General features: G+C 47.8%; 10 protein-coding genes. 7 read left to right on the forward strand and 3 right to left on the reverse strand.

Going from position 1 to position 16367, the window contains the following annotated elements; all coding sequences use genetic code 11:
- The first annotated feature begins 21 nt into the window (after window positions 1–21).
- Window positions 22–1644, forward strand: coding sequence for a hypothetical protein (locus QWI17_RS07130; RefSeq protein WP_302721826.1), 1623 nt, complete (start codon window positions 22–24; stop codon window positions 1642–1644).
- A 1028-nt stretch (window positions 1645–2672) separates the two neighbouring features.
- Entirely contained in the window at window positions 2673–2912 is a 240-nt protein-coding gene (locus QWI17_RS07135) for a hypothetical protein (RefSeq protein WP_302721827.1), read from the forward strand.
- A 185-nt stretch (window positions 2913–3097) separates the two neighbouring features.
- Here the strand turns inward: QWI17_RS07135 and QWI17_RS07140 are convergent, their stop codons facing one another.
- Window positions 3098–5623: a sensor domain-containing protein gene (locus tag QWI17_RS07140; RefSeq protein WP_302721828.1), complete on the reverse strand. Its 2526-nt coding sequence runs from the start codon at window positions 5621–5623 to the stop codon at window positions 3098–3100.
- Between the two features lie 435 nt (window positions 5624–6058).
- A complete protein-coding gene (locus QWI17_RS07145; protein WP_302721829.1) occupies window positions 6059–7519 on the reverse strand; it encodes a family 43 glycosylhydrolase in 1461 nt (486 codons plus the stop codon).
- Window positions 7520–7977: 458 nt separating this feature from the next.
- Here QWI17_RS07145 and QWI17_RS07150 point away from each other — a divergent pair, with 458 nt between their 5' ends.
- From QWI17_RS07150 to QWI17_RS07170, 5 genes are all read left to right on the forward strand, one after another.
- The gene (locus QWI17_RS07150; protein WP_302721830.1) at window positions 7978–8877 is read left to right on the forward strand and encodes an acyl-CoA desaturase; all 900 of its coding nucleotides are present in this window, start codon (window positions 7978–7980) and stop codon (window positions 8875–8877) included.
- A 54-nt stretch (window positions 8878–8931) separates the two neighbouring features.
- Window positions 8932–9171 (forward strand): helix-hairpin-helix domain-containing protein, encoded by a 240-nt coding sequence (locus QWI17_RS07155; protein WP_302721831.1) that lies wholly within the window; start codon window positions 8932–8934, stop codon window positions 9169–9171.
- A 427-nt stretch (window positions 9172–9598) separates the two neighbouring features.
- Window positions 9599–11008: a glycoside-pentoside-hexuronide (GPH):cation symporter gene (locus QWI17_RS07160; protein ID WP_302721832.1), complete on the forward strand. Its 1410-nt coding sequence runs from the start codon at window positions 9599–9601 to the stop codon at window positions 11006–11008.
- 14 nt (window positions 11009–11022) lie between these two features.
- Window positions 11023–12630, forward strand: a complete 1608-nt coding sequence (locus QWI17_RS07165; protein ID WP_302721833.1) for a glycoside hydrolase family 43 protein — start codon at window positions 11023–11025, stop codon at window positions 12628–12630.
- 435 nt (window positions 12631–13065) lie between these two features.
- Window positions 13066–13275, forward strand: a complete 210-nt coding sequence (locus QWI17_RS07170) for a cold-shock protein (RefSeq protein ID WP_302721834.1) — start codon at window positions 13066–13068, stop codon at window positions 13273–13275.
- Between the two features lie 223 nt (window positions 13276–13498).
- On the opposite strand, the gene QWI17_RS07175 is transcribed toward QWI17_RS07170, so the two are convergent.
- Entirely contained in the window at window positions 13499–16087 is a 2589-nt protein-coding gene (locus QWI17_RS07175) for a glycoside hydrolase family 9 protein (RefSeq protein ID WP_302721835.1), read from the reverse strand.
- Window positions 16088–16367: the final 280 nt, after the last annotated feature.

Consider the following 16367-nt stretch of genomic DNA (forward strand, 5'->3'; position numbering starts at 1 on the left):
ATATGTATAGGGAACGTTAATATGCTTAATTTTAAGATAATTCTAGTGCTACTTTTTGGTTTGGGAGTTCTTAGCCAAAGTGCATTGAGTGGCGAGTATCATGATCAGTATAGTATCCGCTTATTGGGTGGGTTTAACTCCCGTATGCCAAGTGAGGATCTGGCAAATTCAGGTTGTTATCAGATTGAAGTTGCTCTACCTGGAGAGAAGACCCGATTACTGACACCAGATGACGTTGATCGCATAAATAACACCGTTGGCAAAACTCCCCCTCAAGTGAGATTTGTTGATATAAGTGAAATTAGCACGAATGAAAAACTTTATGAGGCTCTGGGGTTATCTATAACTGCCGCTGCAAAGTTTGGATTCGGAAAGGGTTCACTATCAACTGAAATTGAAAGAACTAGTTCGGTTTTAGATCAAACTCTAATTTATCATCTGGGGGCAATAGCCGAGTTTCCCGTAGAGCATTTGGGTAATCGTCCAATTAAATTATCGAAAAATGGTAAATTTGTTCTAGATCTAGCAATTGAGAAGGGAAATCCAGAAGTCTTCTACGCTGCCTGTGGTACCCATGTTGTTACCAGTGTAACTCGTGGTGCTAGGGCGTCTCTTCTATACCAGTTTTTCGCATATCATAGTTCTTTGAAGGAAAAACTAAAATCTTCAGTTGATGCGTCTTTTAAAACTTACAGTGGCTCAATTGACTACCAAAAAGAGGCTCACAGGGTATCGGACAGAATTGACTTTGAGCTTAAAGCGAGAGTTGTAGGGGGAGGGGTAGCTGATGATCAAGAATTGTATGATCTTATTGAGTTAGATCCTGGTGATCTTAAGGGGGCAAAAGCTATTCTTAGTAATGAGGCTAAAAGTTTTGCTAGAAAAAATTCAAAAATAATTGATTTCAATACTCGATCCGTGACTACTCTGCCTGAGTTCATAAGTGCTTTTGGAGTGCAGCCTATTGTATATCAAGGCGAGGACGTTCTTAGGCGCCTGTATGATCTATTTGTTTCGGCTAAATACAATGAAGATCTTGCTGACAAAATTCTTGATTTGAATAGCAGTGATGGGGTGTTTTCTGATATTGAAAATACCCTTGAGAGTAAAGCGCAAATGTATTTCATAAAACAAAAAGAAGTTATGGCTGCTGGACAAAAATGTATAGCGGAGGGAATTTGTCAGTTGCCCTTTAGAAGATTGAGAAATATTGAGCCACAGGAATATATTGAGAAATTCATCATTTTTCGCGGATGGAACAAGGAGGCTCTGTTCGTGCCAGATCGAAACCACCAGGCATACAATTTCAAGGGCCGCATTCGATTGAGTGCTGTATTGAGGCCAACTTTTCCCGAATTTGTTAAATCTGTGGAGTTTCAAGTGGGGGATGAAATTCTGTCGTACGATGTGTCAGATACAATTTTACTTTCAAGTTCTGGAAAAAATATGAAAATATTGGCATATGAAGATAGTGATTTTCCATGGCGTTGGTGTGAGTGGAATGCTCCACGTAAGTGCCAGAATAATTCGGTAAAAGATGCAGAGAGCAGACTCCCTCTACTTTTCGACGGAAGTCGCACTATGAAGATGACAGCGGTGCTACTGAACGGCAAAAGTATTGAAGTAGAATTGCCCAACGAGTAATGCTCTAATTCAGACGCGGCCGGATTAATCAGGCGAAACCAGTCAACGATCAACAGGGTTAAAGTCGATTGACAAACACTAGGACAGCCAGTGCGCCAAGCAAAGCTGGCGCAAAGATTGGAGGTGCAAGTCCTCTATTTGGTAAGGCTTAGCAAGCCGCCAAAGCTTCGAGTCATGGGCGATAAGGGGTAACCCTTATGGTTAAGCGTTGACAGAAGAACACATAGGCGCAGTATTGAGCTCCGAAATCACAGGTTAAGACCGCCGACCATGTTGGGTGAATGGGAAGGCAATAGATGGCGTTGCGTTAAGCGAGTGATGTCATCGGTCTTCGGCAAAACACTAGGACAGCCACAAACTGAAAGAAAACTTTGATTTCGCCATGCCCTGTTTTCAATAGGTCGTTAAATTTAGGGAATGCTTAAAACTCAGCGCCTGCAAAGAGAATTTCAATCAATTCGATGAATTTCAGACATACGGCGCTCTACCTTTCGGCATAATCGTTGATTTTTCGGAAAAGGTTTATATTTAAGCGGGAAACAGTCGTCGGCAGCTTTGAATGCCGCGCATCCATTTTTGATTCAGGGATTCGCAAAGCTCCGTGATTTTGGTGGCAGAGCCTATGGCTTGACTGAATTTTCTTTCAATATGGCAGCAGCTTTCCAGCCAGTCGGTTGAGGGAATGTTGAGTCTCTCAAAAGTTGAGGGCAGTGAGTTGATTATCGCACCGTGCTTGTCATTGCACACCCTTTTTGGTGTCTATCTATTTAAGGACAGACTCCCGTTGTACGGTTGTGTGAGGCGCATAAGGCTAACCATAACGGCGGGATTTCGATTGAATTCTTTGTTATAGTTGTCCATCTGCAACAACTGCTTTGACCTTATCTTATTTATATTATATATCCGCCCCGGCAATAATGGTTAGTTCAGATTCCCCAGTTTGTTAACAGAACAACAAATTTTAGGTAGTAAAGCGCCTAGATTGATGGTCATCAATCAATTAGCGTTATCGTTTTAAGGAGTAATGGATGGAACAAGAAAGTAGTTTTTTGGCAGGAGCTTTAGATCTTAGTGTTGGTAGTATCGTCGCCGGGCTTATCGCGGCGGCGGTTTTGTTTCGTCTATTTTTTAATGACTTCGAGTCATTTATTGAAAGTATCAAATATTGGATAAGCCCAGAATATAGATACGATAGAAGAGAAATGTTTTCGAGTGAGTGGTGGGGGTCCACACGCATTGTGCTGTGGGTAGGGCTGAGTATTGCATAGCCTACGGCGTGAACAGTTTATAAGGGCTATTGAGAGTGATGGGGCGGTCAAGGGCACCGTGTCGCCAATGTCACGTCTTCGTTAGGAGTACACTTACATCACGCCAAAGTATCAAAAGTAAGGCCCGAGCCCCTATGGTCCGGTGGGCCTTACTGAACAGTGAGTGTCCATTTCCTTGCGTATTGTCAATCGCTATCGGGCTCGTCTCCGCGCAGTAAGCTTTCAAAATCGTCGGCTGTAACAGGGCGGCTAAAATAGAACCCTTGAGATTGGTCACAATTGTTGTCGCGTAAAAACGACTCCTGCTCGACCGTTTCGACGCCCTCGGCGATCACGGTAAGGCTCAGGGTTTTTCCCATCGCGATAATGGCCTGGGTGATAGCTTTATCTTCATAATTTGACGGTATATCTCTAATAAACGAACTATCCACTTTTAGCGTATCAATAGGAAACTTCTTAATTTGCGCCAGTGATGAGTAACCAACGCCGAAATCATCAATGGCAAGACGTACACCCAATGCTTTTATTTTTTTCAAAATATCGATAGCCCGCTCGGTGTTTTGCATTACCATACTCTCGGTAATTTCTAGCTCGAGTTTTTCGGGTGGAAGGCCGGAATCCTTCAGGGCAGATTCTATGTCGGAGATTAAATACTCGTCATAGAACTGACGAGGCGACAGGTTAACGGCAATACAAACTGGTAACAGGCCCTGTTGCTGCCAATATGCGCTTTGCTGGCAGGCAGTCCTCAACACCCAGCGGCCAATCATGACAATAAGCCCGGTCTCTTCGGCTAAGGGAATAAAATCAGCGGGGGAGACCACACCCAAAATGGGATGTTGCCATCGCACTAGAGCTTCTACACCGGCCACACGGCCTGTTTTTAAATCGCGTTTGGCCTGATAATTCAAAAACAACTGATCTCTATCTACGGCTAAGCGTAGATGATTTTCTAAATCTAAGCGCTCTAAAGAGCGCGCCTGAAGATCGGGCGAGTAAAATTGGTAGGTGTTTTTACCTTCTTCTTTCGCCCGGTACATGGCTATATCGGCATTTTTCATTAAGCTTTGAGCGTCTAGTGCTTCGCCCGGATACATGCACACCCCGACGCTGGCGGTAATGCGACAATCCTGTCCAAGAATAGTAATAGGGTCGACTGCGGTGGCAATTAACTTTTCTGCGATTTTGCGGGCGTCTTGCTCGGAGTGAATTTCCTGTAACAGCACAACAAACTCATCCCCTCCCAGTCGTGCGACAACATCGCTGGCGCGTAGAGTTTTAGTAAATCTCTGGCCAATTGTTTGCAGTAATTGGTCGCCGGCGTCGTGCCCCAGAGTGTCATTGATATTCTTAAACCGGTCAAGATCAATAAACATGACCGCAAAAATCCGATTGTGTCGTTCGGCTGATTTAATCGCCACCTCTAAAATTTCATGAAACATTAAGCGATTTGGCAACTCAGTCAGACTGTCGTGTGTTGCCAGAAAGTGAACCTTCTCTTCAGATTGGCGTCGCGCTGTAATGTCCTGGCCAATCCCTCTGTAGCCGGTAAACTTACCTCTATCATCAAATACAGGAAGTCCGTTAAGGCTAACAAATCGCGGGGCATCGCCAGATGTATTGCAACGCAGTTCAAAATTTCGAAATGGCTCGTGCCGTTGCTGTGCTGCTTCCACTTCAGTCCAGCTTGCGCTTAAAGGGGCGCAATTGGGTAGCGTAGCAATGGTATGCCCAAGAATCTCGGCTTCTGTGAAACCAGATTTGTTGTTCGGATCAGTAAGGCCGGTAAATTCGCCATTATTGTTTTGCTCCCAATACCAATCCGATGAAAGTTCTGTCAGGCTACGGAATCGGGCTTCGCTATCTCTTAGTGCTAATTCAGCAACACGGCGGCGGCTAATATCGCGCCCGATACCTACCAAACCAATAATTTCTTCACTGTCGTTGTAAATTGGGATTTTAGTGGTAAGCAGCCACCGAGTGCGACCGGAAGACTTATCGAGGGCCGGCTCCTCACGCTCGCGCAAGGAATCACCGCTAAAAAGGACTTTCTTCTCATCTTCCAGATACTGTTGTGCCAACGGAGCAGGAAAATAGTCAAAATCAGTATGCCCTACAATATCTACAGGTGTGGTCCCCATGCTTTCAGCAACAGCGCGATTGGCTAATAGAAAGCGACTACTAAGGTCCTTAGCATAAATGTTGTCGGGTAGGGCATCGATCAGTGTTCGCATCAACTGCCGCTCTTTTCCCAGCGTAGCGGCCAACTGCTCGAGCTCTGCGGTGCGTTTGGTGACTCTTTTCTCCAACTCGCGATTGAGCTCCTGCGTCCTCGTTGTGCTAGCGCGATTGGTGGTAATGTCGCGAGTAATCCCCATCAGGCCGATTATTGTTCCCTCACTGTCACGCAGTGGAACCTTGGTGGTGGAGTACCATCGATACTGGCCGGTTTTGATGTCGAGCATCTTCTCTTCACGATCGACAATAGCCTCACCTGACTGAATAACGCTCTGATCATCTTGATAGTAGGCTTTGGCGAGTTCTTCCGGGTAAAGGTCGAAGTCGCTTTTTCCGAGCATTTCGTCGGTGGAGGCGAGACCATAGAGGTTGGCAAGCGCGACATTGACAAACAAGAAGCGGCTATCAAGATCTTTGGCGTATACCAGATCCAGAGAATTTGCCGCAAGGGTGCGCAACAGAAGTTGATCCATAGAGGTGGTTGCAGTTGGGGGCATCAGATCCTCAGTTGCTTATTAGAATAGTTGAAATATCCTGCCTGATAGCGTGTGTTTTGTCATTACTATTTCGTGGTTTATATGTATTTAATCTAAGGAATCTCTGATCAAGTATCCAGCGGTCTCTGTAAGCCCCGCTGTGCGCGGCCAAAACACTCCCTTCGTTGCGTTGTTTTTCTTGCCAAGGGCGACGGCCATTACCTGCGAAGCCCGGTCTTAGGTACTGAGCGTTTTGGACTCGCGCACAGACGACTGGAGACTTACGAGAGGATCCCTCAATGCGGAGCGAGAAATTACGCGAAATTGATAACAGAGGCCGTGGCGAGCTTTGAGATATGCCGAAAAAAACCGGCGTCTTCTCAGGCGCCGACCTTAGTTACTCTGTGAAAGAGCAGTGCTTGCTAGACAATATTACTGGTACTCAACACGCCACAATTGTGGTGCGCCGCTCCAGTATTCCCACTGACGAATGTCGCCGCCGTCTTCGGTACTCCACTCGAACACGTCCAGGGCTTTGCCACTGAAACGGGAAACAATACCAAAGGTGCCGTTGCCCTCGTCGATGATTTGCCATTGCTGGTTTTCACCGCCGAAGTATTCCCACTGGCGAATTTCACCGCCGTCTTCAGTACTCCATTCGTAAACATCCAGCGATTTTCCGCTGTGTGCTGCGCGAATCGAATAGTAACCGTTGTTGAGATTCACGATATCCCACTCTTGGTTGGCGCTGCCGTTGTCTTCCCATTGCACAACATTGGCACCATCGTCATGGCTACCAGAGGCAACCTCTAGCAATTTGCCGCTGTGTACAGACGAGAATGATACACGGCCATTGGGTAGTATGCCGCTTGGCTCATCAGCCAGGGTGAAGTTGCGTGTGAATGTTGGCCAGCCATTGGAGAAATTGATTTGCATGATATCCATGCGGGCGGGCCAGCCGTTAGCGGTTGTACCGTCGTAGTAGTGGAAGTTTGCCAAGTGTTGGCCGTAGTTGTTCAGGTAACCAAAATGACCGGGGCCAATGTAGACGCCTTCGGTGGCGAGAACAGTGCTGCCGCCGTAATTCCACAGGTCAACGCCGCCGCGGTCACGAAATGGCCCGGTTGGGCTGGTAGAGCGTCCCATAACGACATAATAGTTGCTGGAGTTGCCTGCACAGCAATCGCCCAGGTTGGCAAACATGTAGTAGTAGCCATTCATATATTGAACTTGCGCGGCTTCAAACTCGTGCCAGGCGCCGTTGTTGCCAACCACAGGGTAGCGGTTACCGTTCAGCAAGTGGCCCGTGTTTGGGTTAATTGGGCGTACGTAAATCCCCGCGTAGTGCGAGCCATATACCATCCACACGTTATTGTTGGCATCGCGGTACAGACCGGCGTCAATAACGTTAACGGGTTGGCCACCAGAGTAAGGCTCGTCAACGGTTGAGACAACCATACCCAAATCTCGCCAGTTCGGATTGTTGAGCGAGTCGGTTACCATTACACCAATTGCCGACTTCATGCCGGTGGCGGTTGAAAATGCCGAATAGTACAAATAGTAGCGGCCATTCATTTCAATGATATCGGGTGCCCAGAAGTTTCCGTCAAAGCCCGGAACTTTACTGTTAATCCAGCTGGGATATGTGTTGGGTGGCACCGGTGAGGGGCCGCGCGACCAATTTACCAAATCGGTCGAGTAGAGGGCATTAATTGGAAAATTGGATGCTCCGGCACCAGTGCCGAATGTCCAATAGGTATCACCATCTTTAACAATGGTGGAGGGATCGTGGATGTCAGTTGTGCCGTTTAAATTAATTGCTTGGGCTTGCAGGGCAACGAGAAACCCAAAGCATAGGCATGCGAATTTTGACATGTAGTTCGTTACTTTCATTGTACTCTCCGTAATTAATTATTGTGTCGGGAGCACGCGGTACCTATAGCGTGATCATTACCCATCGAAGATAGGTACTATTATCGTACAATATATTTGAAGTAATCGTAATGCTCCGGGTGCGAATTTCTCCCGCTGCATATATCGTATTGACATATACGGCGCGAGCCTGGTGAGTAGAATTGGCATATAAGCGCTTATATTTGTCTCGATTTACTGCAACCCCACCTAAATCCTCACAACCAAGGAGGTTGGCCGCGCTCGTTGCTAATTTCCCAATTTAACTAATCACAACTTATATATATTAATATAGTACTAGTGACCATATGGCTTGTTGGCGCTTGCAGTCAAAGTCACAGCTTTCCGTTGAATCTAACAGGAAGCTTCGGGTAGTGTGAGTCGGGTTGCCATTGGAGCAACACATTAGAAATACGACAAAAAACAGGAAGTGAAACAGCATGATGGAACCCGTGCACCGAATAGACGGAGTCGATGCAAGCCCCGTTAGGGGACGTGTCGTGTATGACCGTCCCAAAATGTTGTGGAATTTATCGATAATTGCCGGCGCCGTGGTTTTTGCACCACTTACGTTTAGCTGGTCGATGTTTCTAATATTTATCGTCTCTACTTATCTTACCCTGCTGATCGGTCACAGCGTCGGCTTGCATCGCATGATGATCCATCGCGCGTTTGATGGCAGCAAGACCGTAGAAAGACTGCTGATATATATTGGGGTAATAGTCGGTATGGCGGGGCCCTTTGGGGTCGTGCGCATTCACGATCAGCGTGACTGGGCTCAACGACAACCGCGGTGTCATCAGTTTTTTTCTCATAAGGCGGGCTTTATTAAAGACCTGTGGTGGCAATTAACCTGTCACTTCGAATTTGATGCGCCGCCTCGGTTTAAGATTGAATCGAAATTCGCGGATGATCAATTCTTGCAGGGGCTGGAGTCTACCTGGCGACTGCATCAATTGGTGTTGGCGATTGTGTTGTTTCTTGTGGGTGGCTGGGCTTTGGTCGTATGGGGCGTCTTCGCTCGTGTCGCAATATCTATTGTCGGTCACTGGACAATAACTTACTTTTGCCATAATCCCGGTGCGGGGCGCTGGGCTGTCAAAGGGGCGTCTGTGCAGGCTTCGAATTTACCCGGCCTTGGAGTGCTCACCTACGGAGAATGCTGGCACAACAACCACCATGCATTTCCAGAGTCTGCGCGTATAGGGTTGGAACCCGGACAAACAGATCCCGCTTGGTGGTTAATTTGTGTACTCAATCGGTTGGGCTGGGTTTTCAATGTAAAACAACCTCGCGACCAATCACAGCGTGAAGATTTAGTTAATAAATACTGGCAATAGATCTGAGAACAAACACAATGTGAGCTTACCGCTCAGTAACGGATGGCAATATATATGGGTTTTTGTGAGGAAGAGAAATCGGCACTGCTAGCGCTAAAGGGCGTTGGCCCTACAGTGATTCAACGCTTTGAGGAAATTGGCATCAATTCATTTCAAGAGCTGAGCGCCTATAGCGCCGAGGATATCGCGGAAATGGTCGCAGGTATGCTCAATACAACCTGCTGGAAGAACAGCCCACAAGCAAAAAGTGCGATCAATGCCGCCATTGCACGGGCAAAACTTCAAGCCCAATAGAGGAAGGTTTACACCAGGACAAGTACCGAGAGAGCCAAAGTTCAGGTGTCATCGGCGTGAACCTTAGCGTACTGATTACCCGTCGTTTGAAATAAGGATTGTGGGCTTTACTCTCATCGTCACCATCGACCAAATCAAGCTCAGTAGGTTTTTAACTTGCGCGGTCTAAAAAAGTAGGGGCGTAAGACATGTGGGCCATCCACAAGCGTGATTGTGGCTAAAACAGTGCTACTAAGGGCCTGGGCGGTGGTTTTGGCGGGCAGGTACGATCGATCCTTAGGCTTAAACAGGTAGCTGCCAACACAACTCTATTATCCTATAATATTAAACATGGTTGCGCTACCATGGTATGATCAGAACATGAGTATGTAAGGGTGTTTTCTCAAAGCCTCCTGTAAGTAAGGATTACAAATAATAAGGTATAAAAATGAGCCAACCCAAAATTAGCACTAAAGAAAAGTTCGGCTATGGCCTAGGTGATGCAGGTAGCAACATCGTTTATCAGGCCGTACTCAACATGCTGTCCTACTTCTACACCGACATCTTTGGTATTGAGGCGGCGGCTGTCGGCACTTTGATGTTGGTGGTTCGACTGTTTGATACTTTTACCGACCCTGCCATGGGTGCCATTGCTGATCGGACGCGAACTAAACACGGGCGCTACAGGCCCTGGCTATTGTGGATCGCCATTCCCTATGGGATTTTGGCGGTTGCCGCTTTTGTGACGCCCGATTTTGAAAGCGCCAGAGACAAATTGATCTACGCCTACATCTCCTATGGCTTATTAATGACGGCCTATACCGCCATTAACATTCCTTACTCCGCCCTGGCGAGTGTGATTACCTCCGATAAGGATGAGCGCTCCAGCTTGCAATCCTGGCGTTTTGGTCTGGCGATGATGGGTGGCTTCCTTGTCACTTCAATCACTTTGCCTCTCGCGAGATACTTTGGTGGTGGCGGAGAGAACCCAGACATGCAGTACGGAATGCCCATCGCAATGGGTATTCTCGCAGCGGTTGGGATCTTATGCTTTATCGGTTGTTTTAAATTTACCAAAGAGCGCGTGTACCCAGAGGATATCGCGCAAACGGCCGGTGAAAAACAAGGCATCTTCAGCGATATTAAAATGATGTTTTTCAATAGCCAATGGGTCATTGTGACCTTGGCAATGTTTATTATTCAAATTCGTGGTGGATTGTTTGGCGCCATCAAACCCCATTTCACCAAGTACTACATGATTCATGACCTCACGGGTTTTTGGGGCCAGAACGAAAACTTTATTGGCCTTGTGCTTGGCTTGACTATGTTGGCAGGGGTGGCGGGTGTTATTGCGGCTAACCGCCTATTTATGGTCTTGCAGTGGTGCAAAGTGTCTGTCATGAAGTTGGCCCTATTTGGCTCGCTGATACCTTACGGTTTGATTTTCTTTGTACCGCGCGAATGGTGGGAAGCAACTTTATTTTTGATTTTGCTCGCTAACTTCTTCCATATGATGTTTATCCCCTTGTTGTTCGCAGCAATTCCAGATGTTGTGGATTACGGTTTAAAAGTGGTCGGTAAAGCGGCAATCGCTATGTTTTTTGCAGGTCAGCTGTTTGCACTCAAAATGGGTGGCGCCATCGGCGGCTCGATGGCCCTGTGGATTATGGCTTTGTTTGGCTTTCAGCCGAATGTCGCACAATCGGAGGATGCGCTGCTAGGCTTACGGATTGCTTTTGCTGGCATTCCTTTTATCGCTGCAATTGTTGTGGCGATTATTATTCATTTTTACAAGTTAAAAAAAGGCTGGGAGAATCGCCAAAGCGTTATCGGGCCTGGCGTTGAGCCTCAAGCGTAAGAGAAGAGTTGACTATGATTAAAAATCCTATCCTGCCAGGATTTAACCCCGACCCGTCAATAGTGCGGGTTGGGGATGACTATTACATCGCCACCTCTACCTTTGAATGGTATCCGGGTGTGCAAATTCACCATTCCAGAGATTTAGTGAACTGGCGCTTGGTAACTCAGCCCTTAAACCGCGCGGAGTTACTGGATATGCGCGGCAACCCCGACTCTGGTGGTATTTGGGCGCCGTGCCTAACCTGGCACGAGGGTTTATTTCACCTTGTCTATACGGATGTGAAACGCCATGAAGGCAGCTTTAAAGACACGCACAACTATCTAACAACTTGCGCCACGATTGATGGCGAGTGGTCGAATCCCGTTTACTTAAACAGCAGCGGTTTTGATGCCTCAATGTTTCATGACGACGATGGGCGCCAGTGGCTGATCAATGTCGACTGGGATTATCGGCCGGGCATTCACCCCTTTAATGGCATTTTGTTGCAGGAGTACTCGGCAGAGCAGAAAAAGCTGGTGGGCCCGATAAAAAATATATTTCGCGGTAGTGAACTACGTTTGACCGAAGCCCCGCATATCTACAAAAGAAATGGTTTTTACTACTTACTGACGGCTGAAGGCGGTACAGAATATAATCATGCGATGACGATGGCTCGCTCGAAAAACATTGACGGGCCCTACGAGCTTGACCCGATTAGCCATATTGTGACCTCAAAAGATGACCCCACGTTACCGCTACAAAGATCGGGGCACGGCGACTGGGTCGAAACCCCTAACGGCGAAATTTATATCGTTCATTTAACGGGGCGACCACTTTCCCTCAATGGTTGCGAACAAAAGCGCTGCCCGCTCGGGCGAGAAACCGCCATTCAAAAAGGCATGTGGACCAGTGATGGCTGGTTGCGGCTCGCCAACGGTAGCAATAAGCCAGATTTGGAAACGCCTGCGCCGAGCTTAGCTTTGCACCCGTGGCCTCAAGCGCCCGATAAGACGACCTTCGATAGCGGTGAGCTTCCGATTGATTTCCAGTGGCTGCGCGTACCTTGGGACGAGCAAATGTTCACACTCAAGGATAGGCCAGGGTATTTGCGCTTATATGGGCACGAGTCCATTGGCTCCTGGTTTAAACAATCTTTGATTGCACGCCGCCAACAAGCATTTCGTTTTACCGCGAGCACCAAAGTGGAGTTTGACCCATACACCATTCAGCAGCAGGCGGGCTTAATTTGTTACTACAACGCCCATAAGCTGCATTATCTGCATATTGGTTGCCAAGAAAACGGTGAGCGATATTTATCTGTGGTTTCGGTAGCCGGTGACGAGCGTTGGAATTTTAGTTATGACAATGATGCGGCTAATATTAGCCTACCTAAGCAGGGCGCGATTTACCTTAAAGCGGATGTAGACTTTGACAGCCTGATTTTCTCTTGGTCGTTAAACGGCGAAGATTGGCAACAGGCGGGCGGGAAGCTAGATTACAGTCTTATTTCTGATGAAGCGGGGCGGGGTGCCGGTAAAAGTTTCACCGGAGCCTTTGTCGGCATGGCTTGTCATGACATCAGCGGTAGCCGTATTCCAGCAGACTTCGAGTTTTTTGAGTATGTGGAGCGGGATGCGTAGTTTGATCGCTAAAACCTTCCGCGAGATCTGTTCGGCACCTGGCAACAGATTAAGGCTAGCACTTGCGTAGGCTTGTCCCCTAGAGAATAAAAATCAAATAGGGGGCAAGCTTATTCTGATTTTCAGTGAAGTCAGGTTCTACGTTAGTCAATATCGCTAAGATGTTGCGGTTAATGAGCTAGCAGGCTGTGGAAACCCCCAGCGTACTCAGGCTTTACCGCAGGTTAAATTTCTCCCATCCATTGAAATAGATTGACTTTACCTGCAAAGGCCTATACTGTGGATGCAGCTTGAAAGTAATTCAAATTTTATGACCTCCATTTCGTTGCGTTCTTAGTAGTTCCTCGTCCTGTAGCTTTTAAAACTCGGTTTATATTTCCCGCTTATTCGTGCCTAACGAAGGCACTCTTATATTTTTTCTACAGGATAATTATTATGTCTAATTCAACGACTGGCACCGTAAAATGGTTTAACGAATCTAAAGGCTTTGGTTTTATTGAACAGAAGTCTGGCCCAGATGTATTCGCACACTTCAGTGCCATTGTAAGCTCAGGTTTTAAAACCTTAGCCGAAGGCCAATTGGTAGAGTTTAACGTGTCTCAAGGTCAAAAAGGCCCCCAGGCAGAGAACATTGTAGCTATCTAATAGCGCACTGTTTCTTATAAAAAAGGCAAGCCATAGCGGCTTGCCTTTTTTTGTGGCCAAAATATAGTAAACCTCAAATTCAATAAACACATAACCTGATGCAATCGTTATGTTTTTTGTGCTGATCAACCTGAGTTTGAGTAAGCACAGAGTTATGAGGGAAACACAAACACTGCAGCGCAGCGGAAAAAACCGGCCTTTTTAGGGGCCGGATCTTTCTCAACTATTTTTCAAGTAGTGTTTGTGCGGCATGGGTTAGGAATAAGTAACGGCTTCCCATCGGAATCACATACTCATTTTGCCCCCAAAAGAACGGCCAGTTGCTTTTGTTTTCCGGTAAATCTGGTGGCAGTACCAACACCCCCGGAACTACGCCGCCCGGTATATACGAAAAGTCGGCACGGTTTGCGCCGTAGGCTGCGGTTTGCGATTGGGCGCCAATGCCCGATGCAAAAGAGTAGTTGGAGTCTGGGTGGGTACCGAAAATATAATTAAGGCTGCGGTATACCAGCTCTTCTTCAACAATGTCAGGGAAGGCCTTGTTCAGCCAATAATTACTGATACCAAAACTCATCACCGATCCATTGCCTGCCCAGCCACCGCGGGTGATAGGTACACCGTAAGGATTGTCTTTTTCAATATCAGCAACCTGCTTCCGGTACTGCACCGTCAGAGCTTTTAGTTTGTCCGAATAGGCGTCATTCATATGGGGCAGGGCGCCGACGAGCATGGCAATATTCTCGCCGCGGAAGTTGTCTTCGATTTCAGGCAATAACTCGTTAATCGAGTGGGCGTACTTGTCTTCCTTGGTCGTAATGAGCAGTTCTACGGCGGCTTTCAGCTTTTCTTCTTCCAGCCGGCCGCCGGTTGTATTGCCAAACCGATAGGTATTGGGTTCGCGGTTGGCTTCATACTCCCATACTTTTTTCGCCGTTGTTAAGCTTTCGTCAGCTAAGTCTTGATTAATCGGCCCGAGTACACGGCTGGCCGCTGCCAGTGCTGCCGCCGAACCGTAATTAAGCGCAGTGCTATTGGTTGTAAAAGCCCAGCGGTCATCAAACCGGCCGCTGTGCGTGCCATTCTCAGGCATTAAATCTTCACCGGCCGTTGGATCAACCGTCGATGGCTCGTACATTTTGCCAACGCCACGTTCGCTCGCGTGTGGGTCCATACTCGCGTCGTACACCATGTTGTCGGTTTTGGTAGAGCCGTCTCCCAAATGCGGATACTGGTACAAGCGACCGGCGACAATACCCGGAATGGCGTGGCCAATGGCGCGGTGTTGGGCGATTAACGCCAAGGTACCGTGTTCGATTTGTTGCAGTATGTCTTGCTTGCCATCCGGGCGGTTAATTTGCGTGAATTTTTTCGCCTGATCAACCGTGGTGTTGTCGCGTTCAATGCCAAACTCTTCTACGGCATGCACTAAACCTTGCACGGTGTGGTATTGCGATTGGGTGCGAATGTCGTAGTCCCCGGCGTCGTACCAGCCACCGTAATCCAGTCCGTCAATATGCTCGAAGGGTTTGAACTCTGTGTCCAGGTTTTCGCCATGGGCGTAGAGATCAAAATGTTCGTAGTTGGGCGGCGCTTGCAGAGCGTCGTCCATATGCGAGCGACCATGCCATACCCGGTAGGCTTCACGCACCAGCATATGGTCCATTTGCACAGGGAAGAAAAAATCCAAGGTTGGCTGCCACGCTTTGGCGAGTACATCGGTATCGATTGGGAAGGCCGGTGTTGTTTGATTGCCGTAGCGCAGCTGATAAAGCCCGGGCGCTGTAACACCAGAGAAATCAAAGGTTATATAATTGTAGCGCAGGTAGCTTCCCCAGCTCGCAGGCTTGCTTTGTAAAACTTGTTCGCTACTGCCATCGGCATTGATGCGCAATAGCTCAACGGTAGACTCCGGCGCATCGTTTACGTCTAACTCAATAACGGCTTGTTTGCTTTGCGATGGGTGATACCCCACCTGAGAAAAGCCGATGACCGGTTCGCGTACCCAGCCAGGTTTAGCGTTAATATCTAAGGTCCACTCAACCACTTTGCCGGTTTTCTCGGCGGGAATCATGTCGCGCACCACATACCAGCCGTTTTGTGCCTTGGTGCGGCCATCAAACAACATAAGCTCGCCATCGCCCAGTGTTTCGGTGATGGTCACGCGGCGCTCAGGGTCGCCCGGTGCAAATACAAAGCTATTGGCGGAGGCAAAAGCCGTTGGCTCTGTTAGCCCTTGTTCATTGGTAATCATGCCGTAGGGAGTAGATGCTGAGCGCGGGAACTGGCCTGGCTTACCATCGGCTAGGTACGATTTATCCCAGTACTCGGCTGGCACAAACTCCATGTTGAATCCCGCTTTGCCGACCAGTTCTGCCGGTAGCGGGCGATCTAAATGAACGCTCACAACCAGATGTTTGTCCTCTACGGTTGCCTTAACCGCGTAGGAGAAATCCAGCTCGGGGTAGGCGAGTTGGGTGGTTATCGTACCGGTCTCTTGGTTGACTTCTCTGGAGACAAACTGGCCCATGCCGTCCCACTGTTCCGGCGTATGTAAGAGGCGCACATCGCCATTAGTGGCTGTGCGTTCACCGTGATGAATAATTTCAATGCCGGCAGTTTTGGAGTCGAAGAATAGGCCGCCGGGTTTGCTCGAGAACGCAAGCACATCGACTGCATCGGATTCGAAGTACTCTTTCGTATTGAGAGTCAAGGCGCTTGGTGAGTCGGTTTGAGAGTAGGTTGTGCATGCCGACAGTATGGTTGAGCACGCAATTGCGGCGGCTATTGGACGCCAGGAAAAACGTTGGTGCATGAGTGGCTCCTCTTATTATTTGGCTTTATGGCAGCTCCGGGACACCGCCATATATTCATTAGGACTATAACCTGCGATTAAGATACCCCAAATTAAGGGAATATGCGAGTTCATCCCACACTATAGGCAACTGACCTGAACACCGCAGAAATAATGGGAGTGGGCGCATCTTGCCTGCCGTTTACGCTATAAGTATTTGTAAATATTTATCGGGTTTGCGTAAATAATCCGTTGCGGGCCTACCAAACTTGCTCATAGGCAACGCTGGTAAATTCAAAGG

The organism is Gilvimarinus gilvus (genome assembly GCF_030518155.1).
Classification (GTDB): Bacteria; Pseudomonadota; Gammaproteobacteria; order Pseudomonadales; family Cellvibrionaceae; genus Gilvimarinus; species Gilvimarinus gilvus.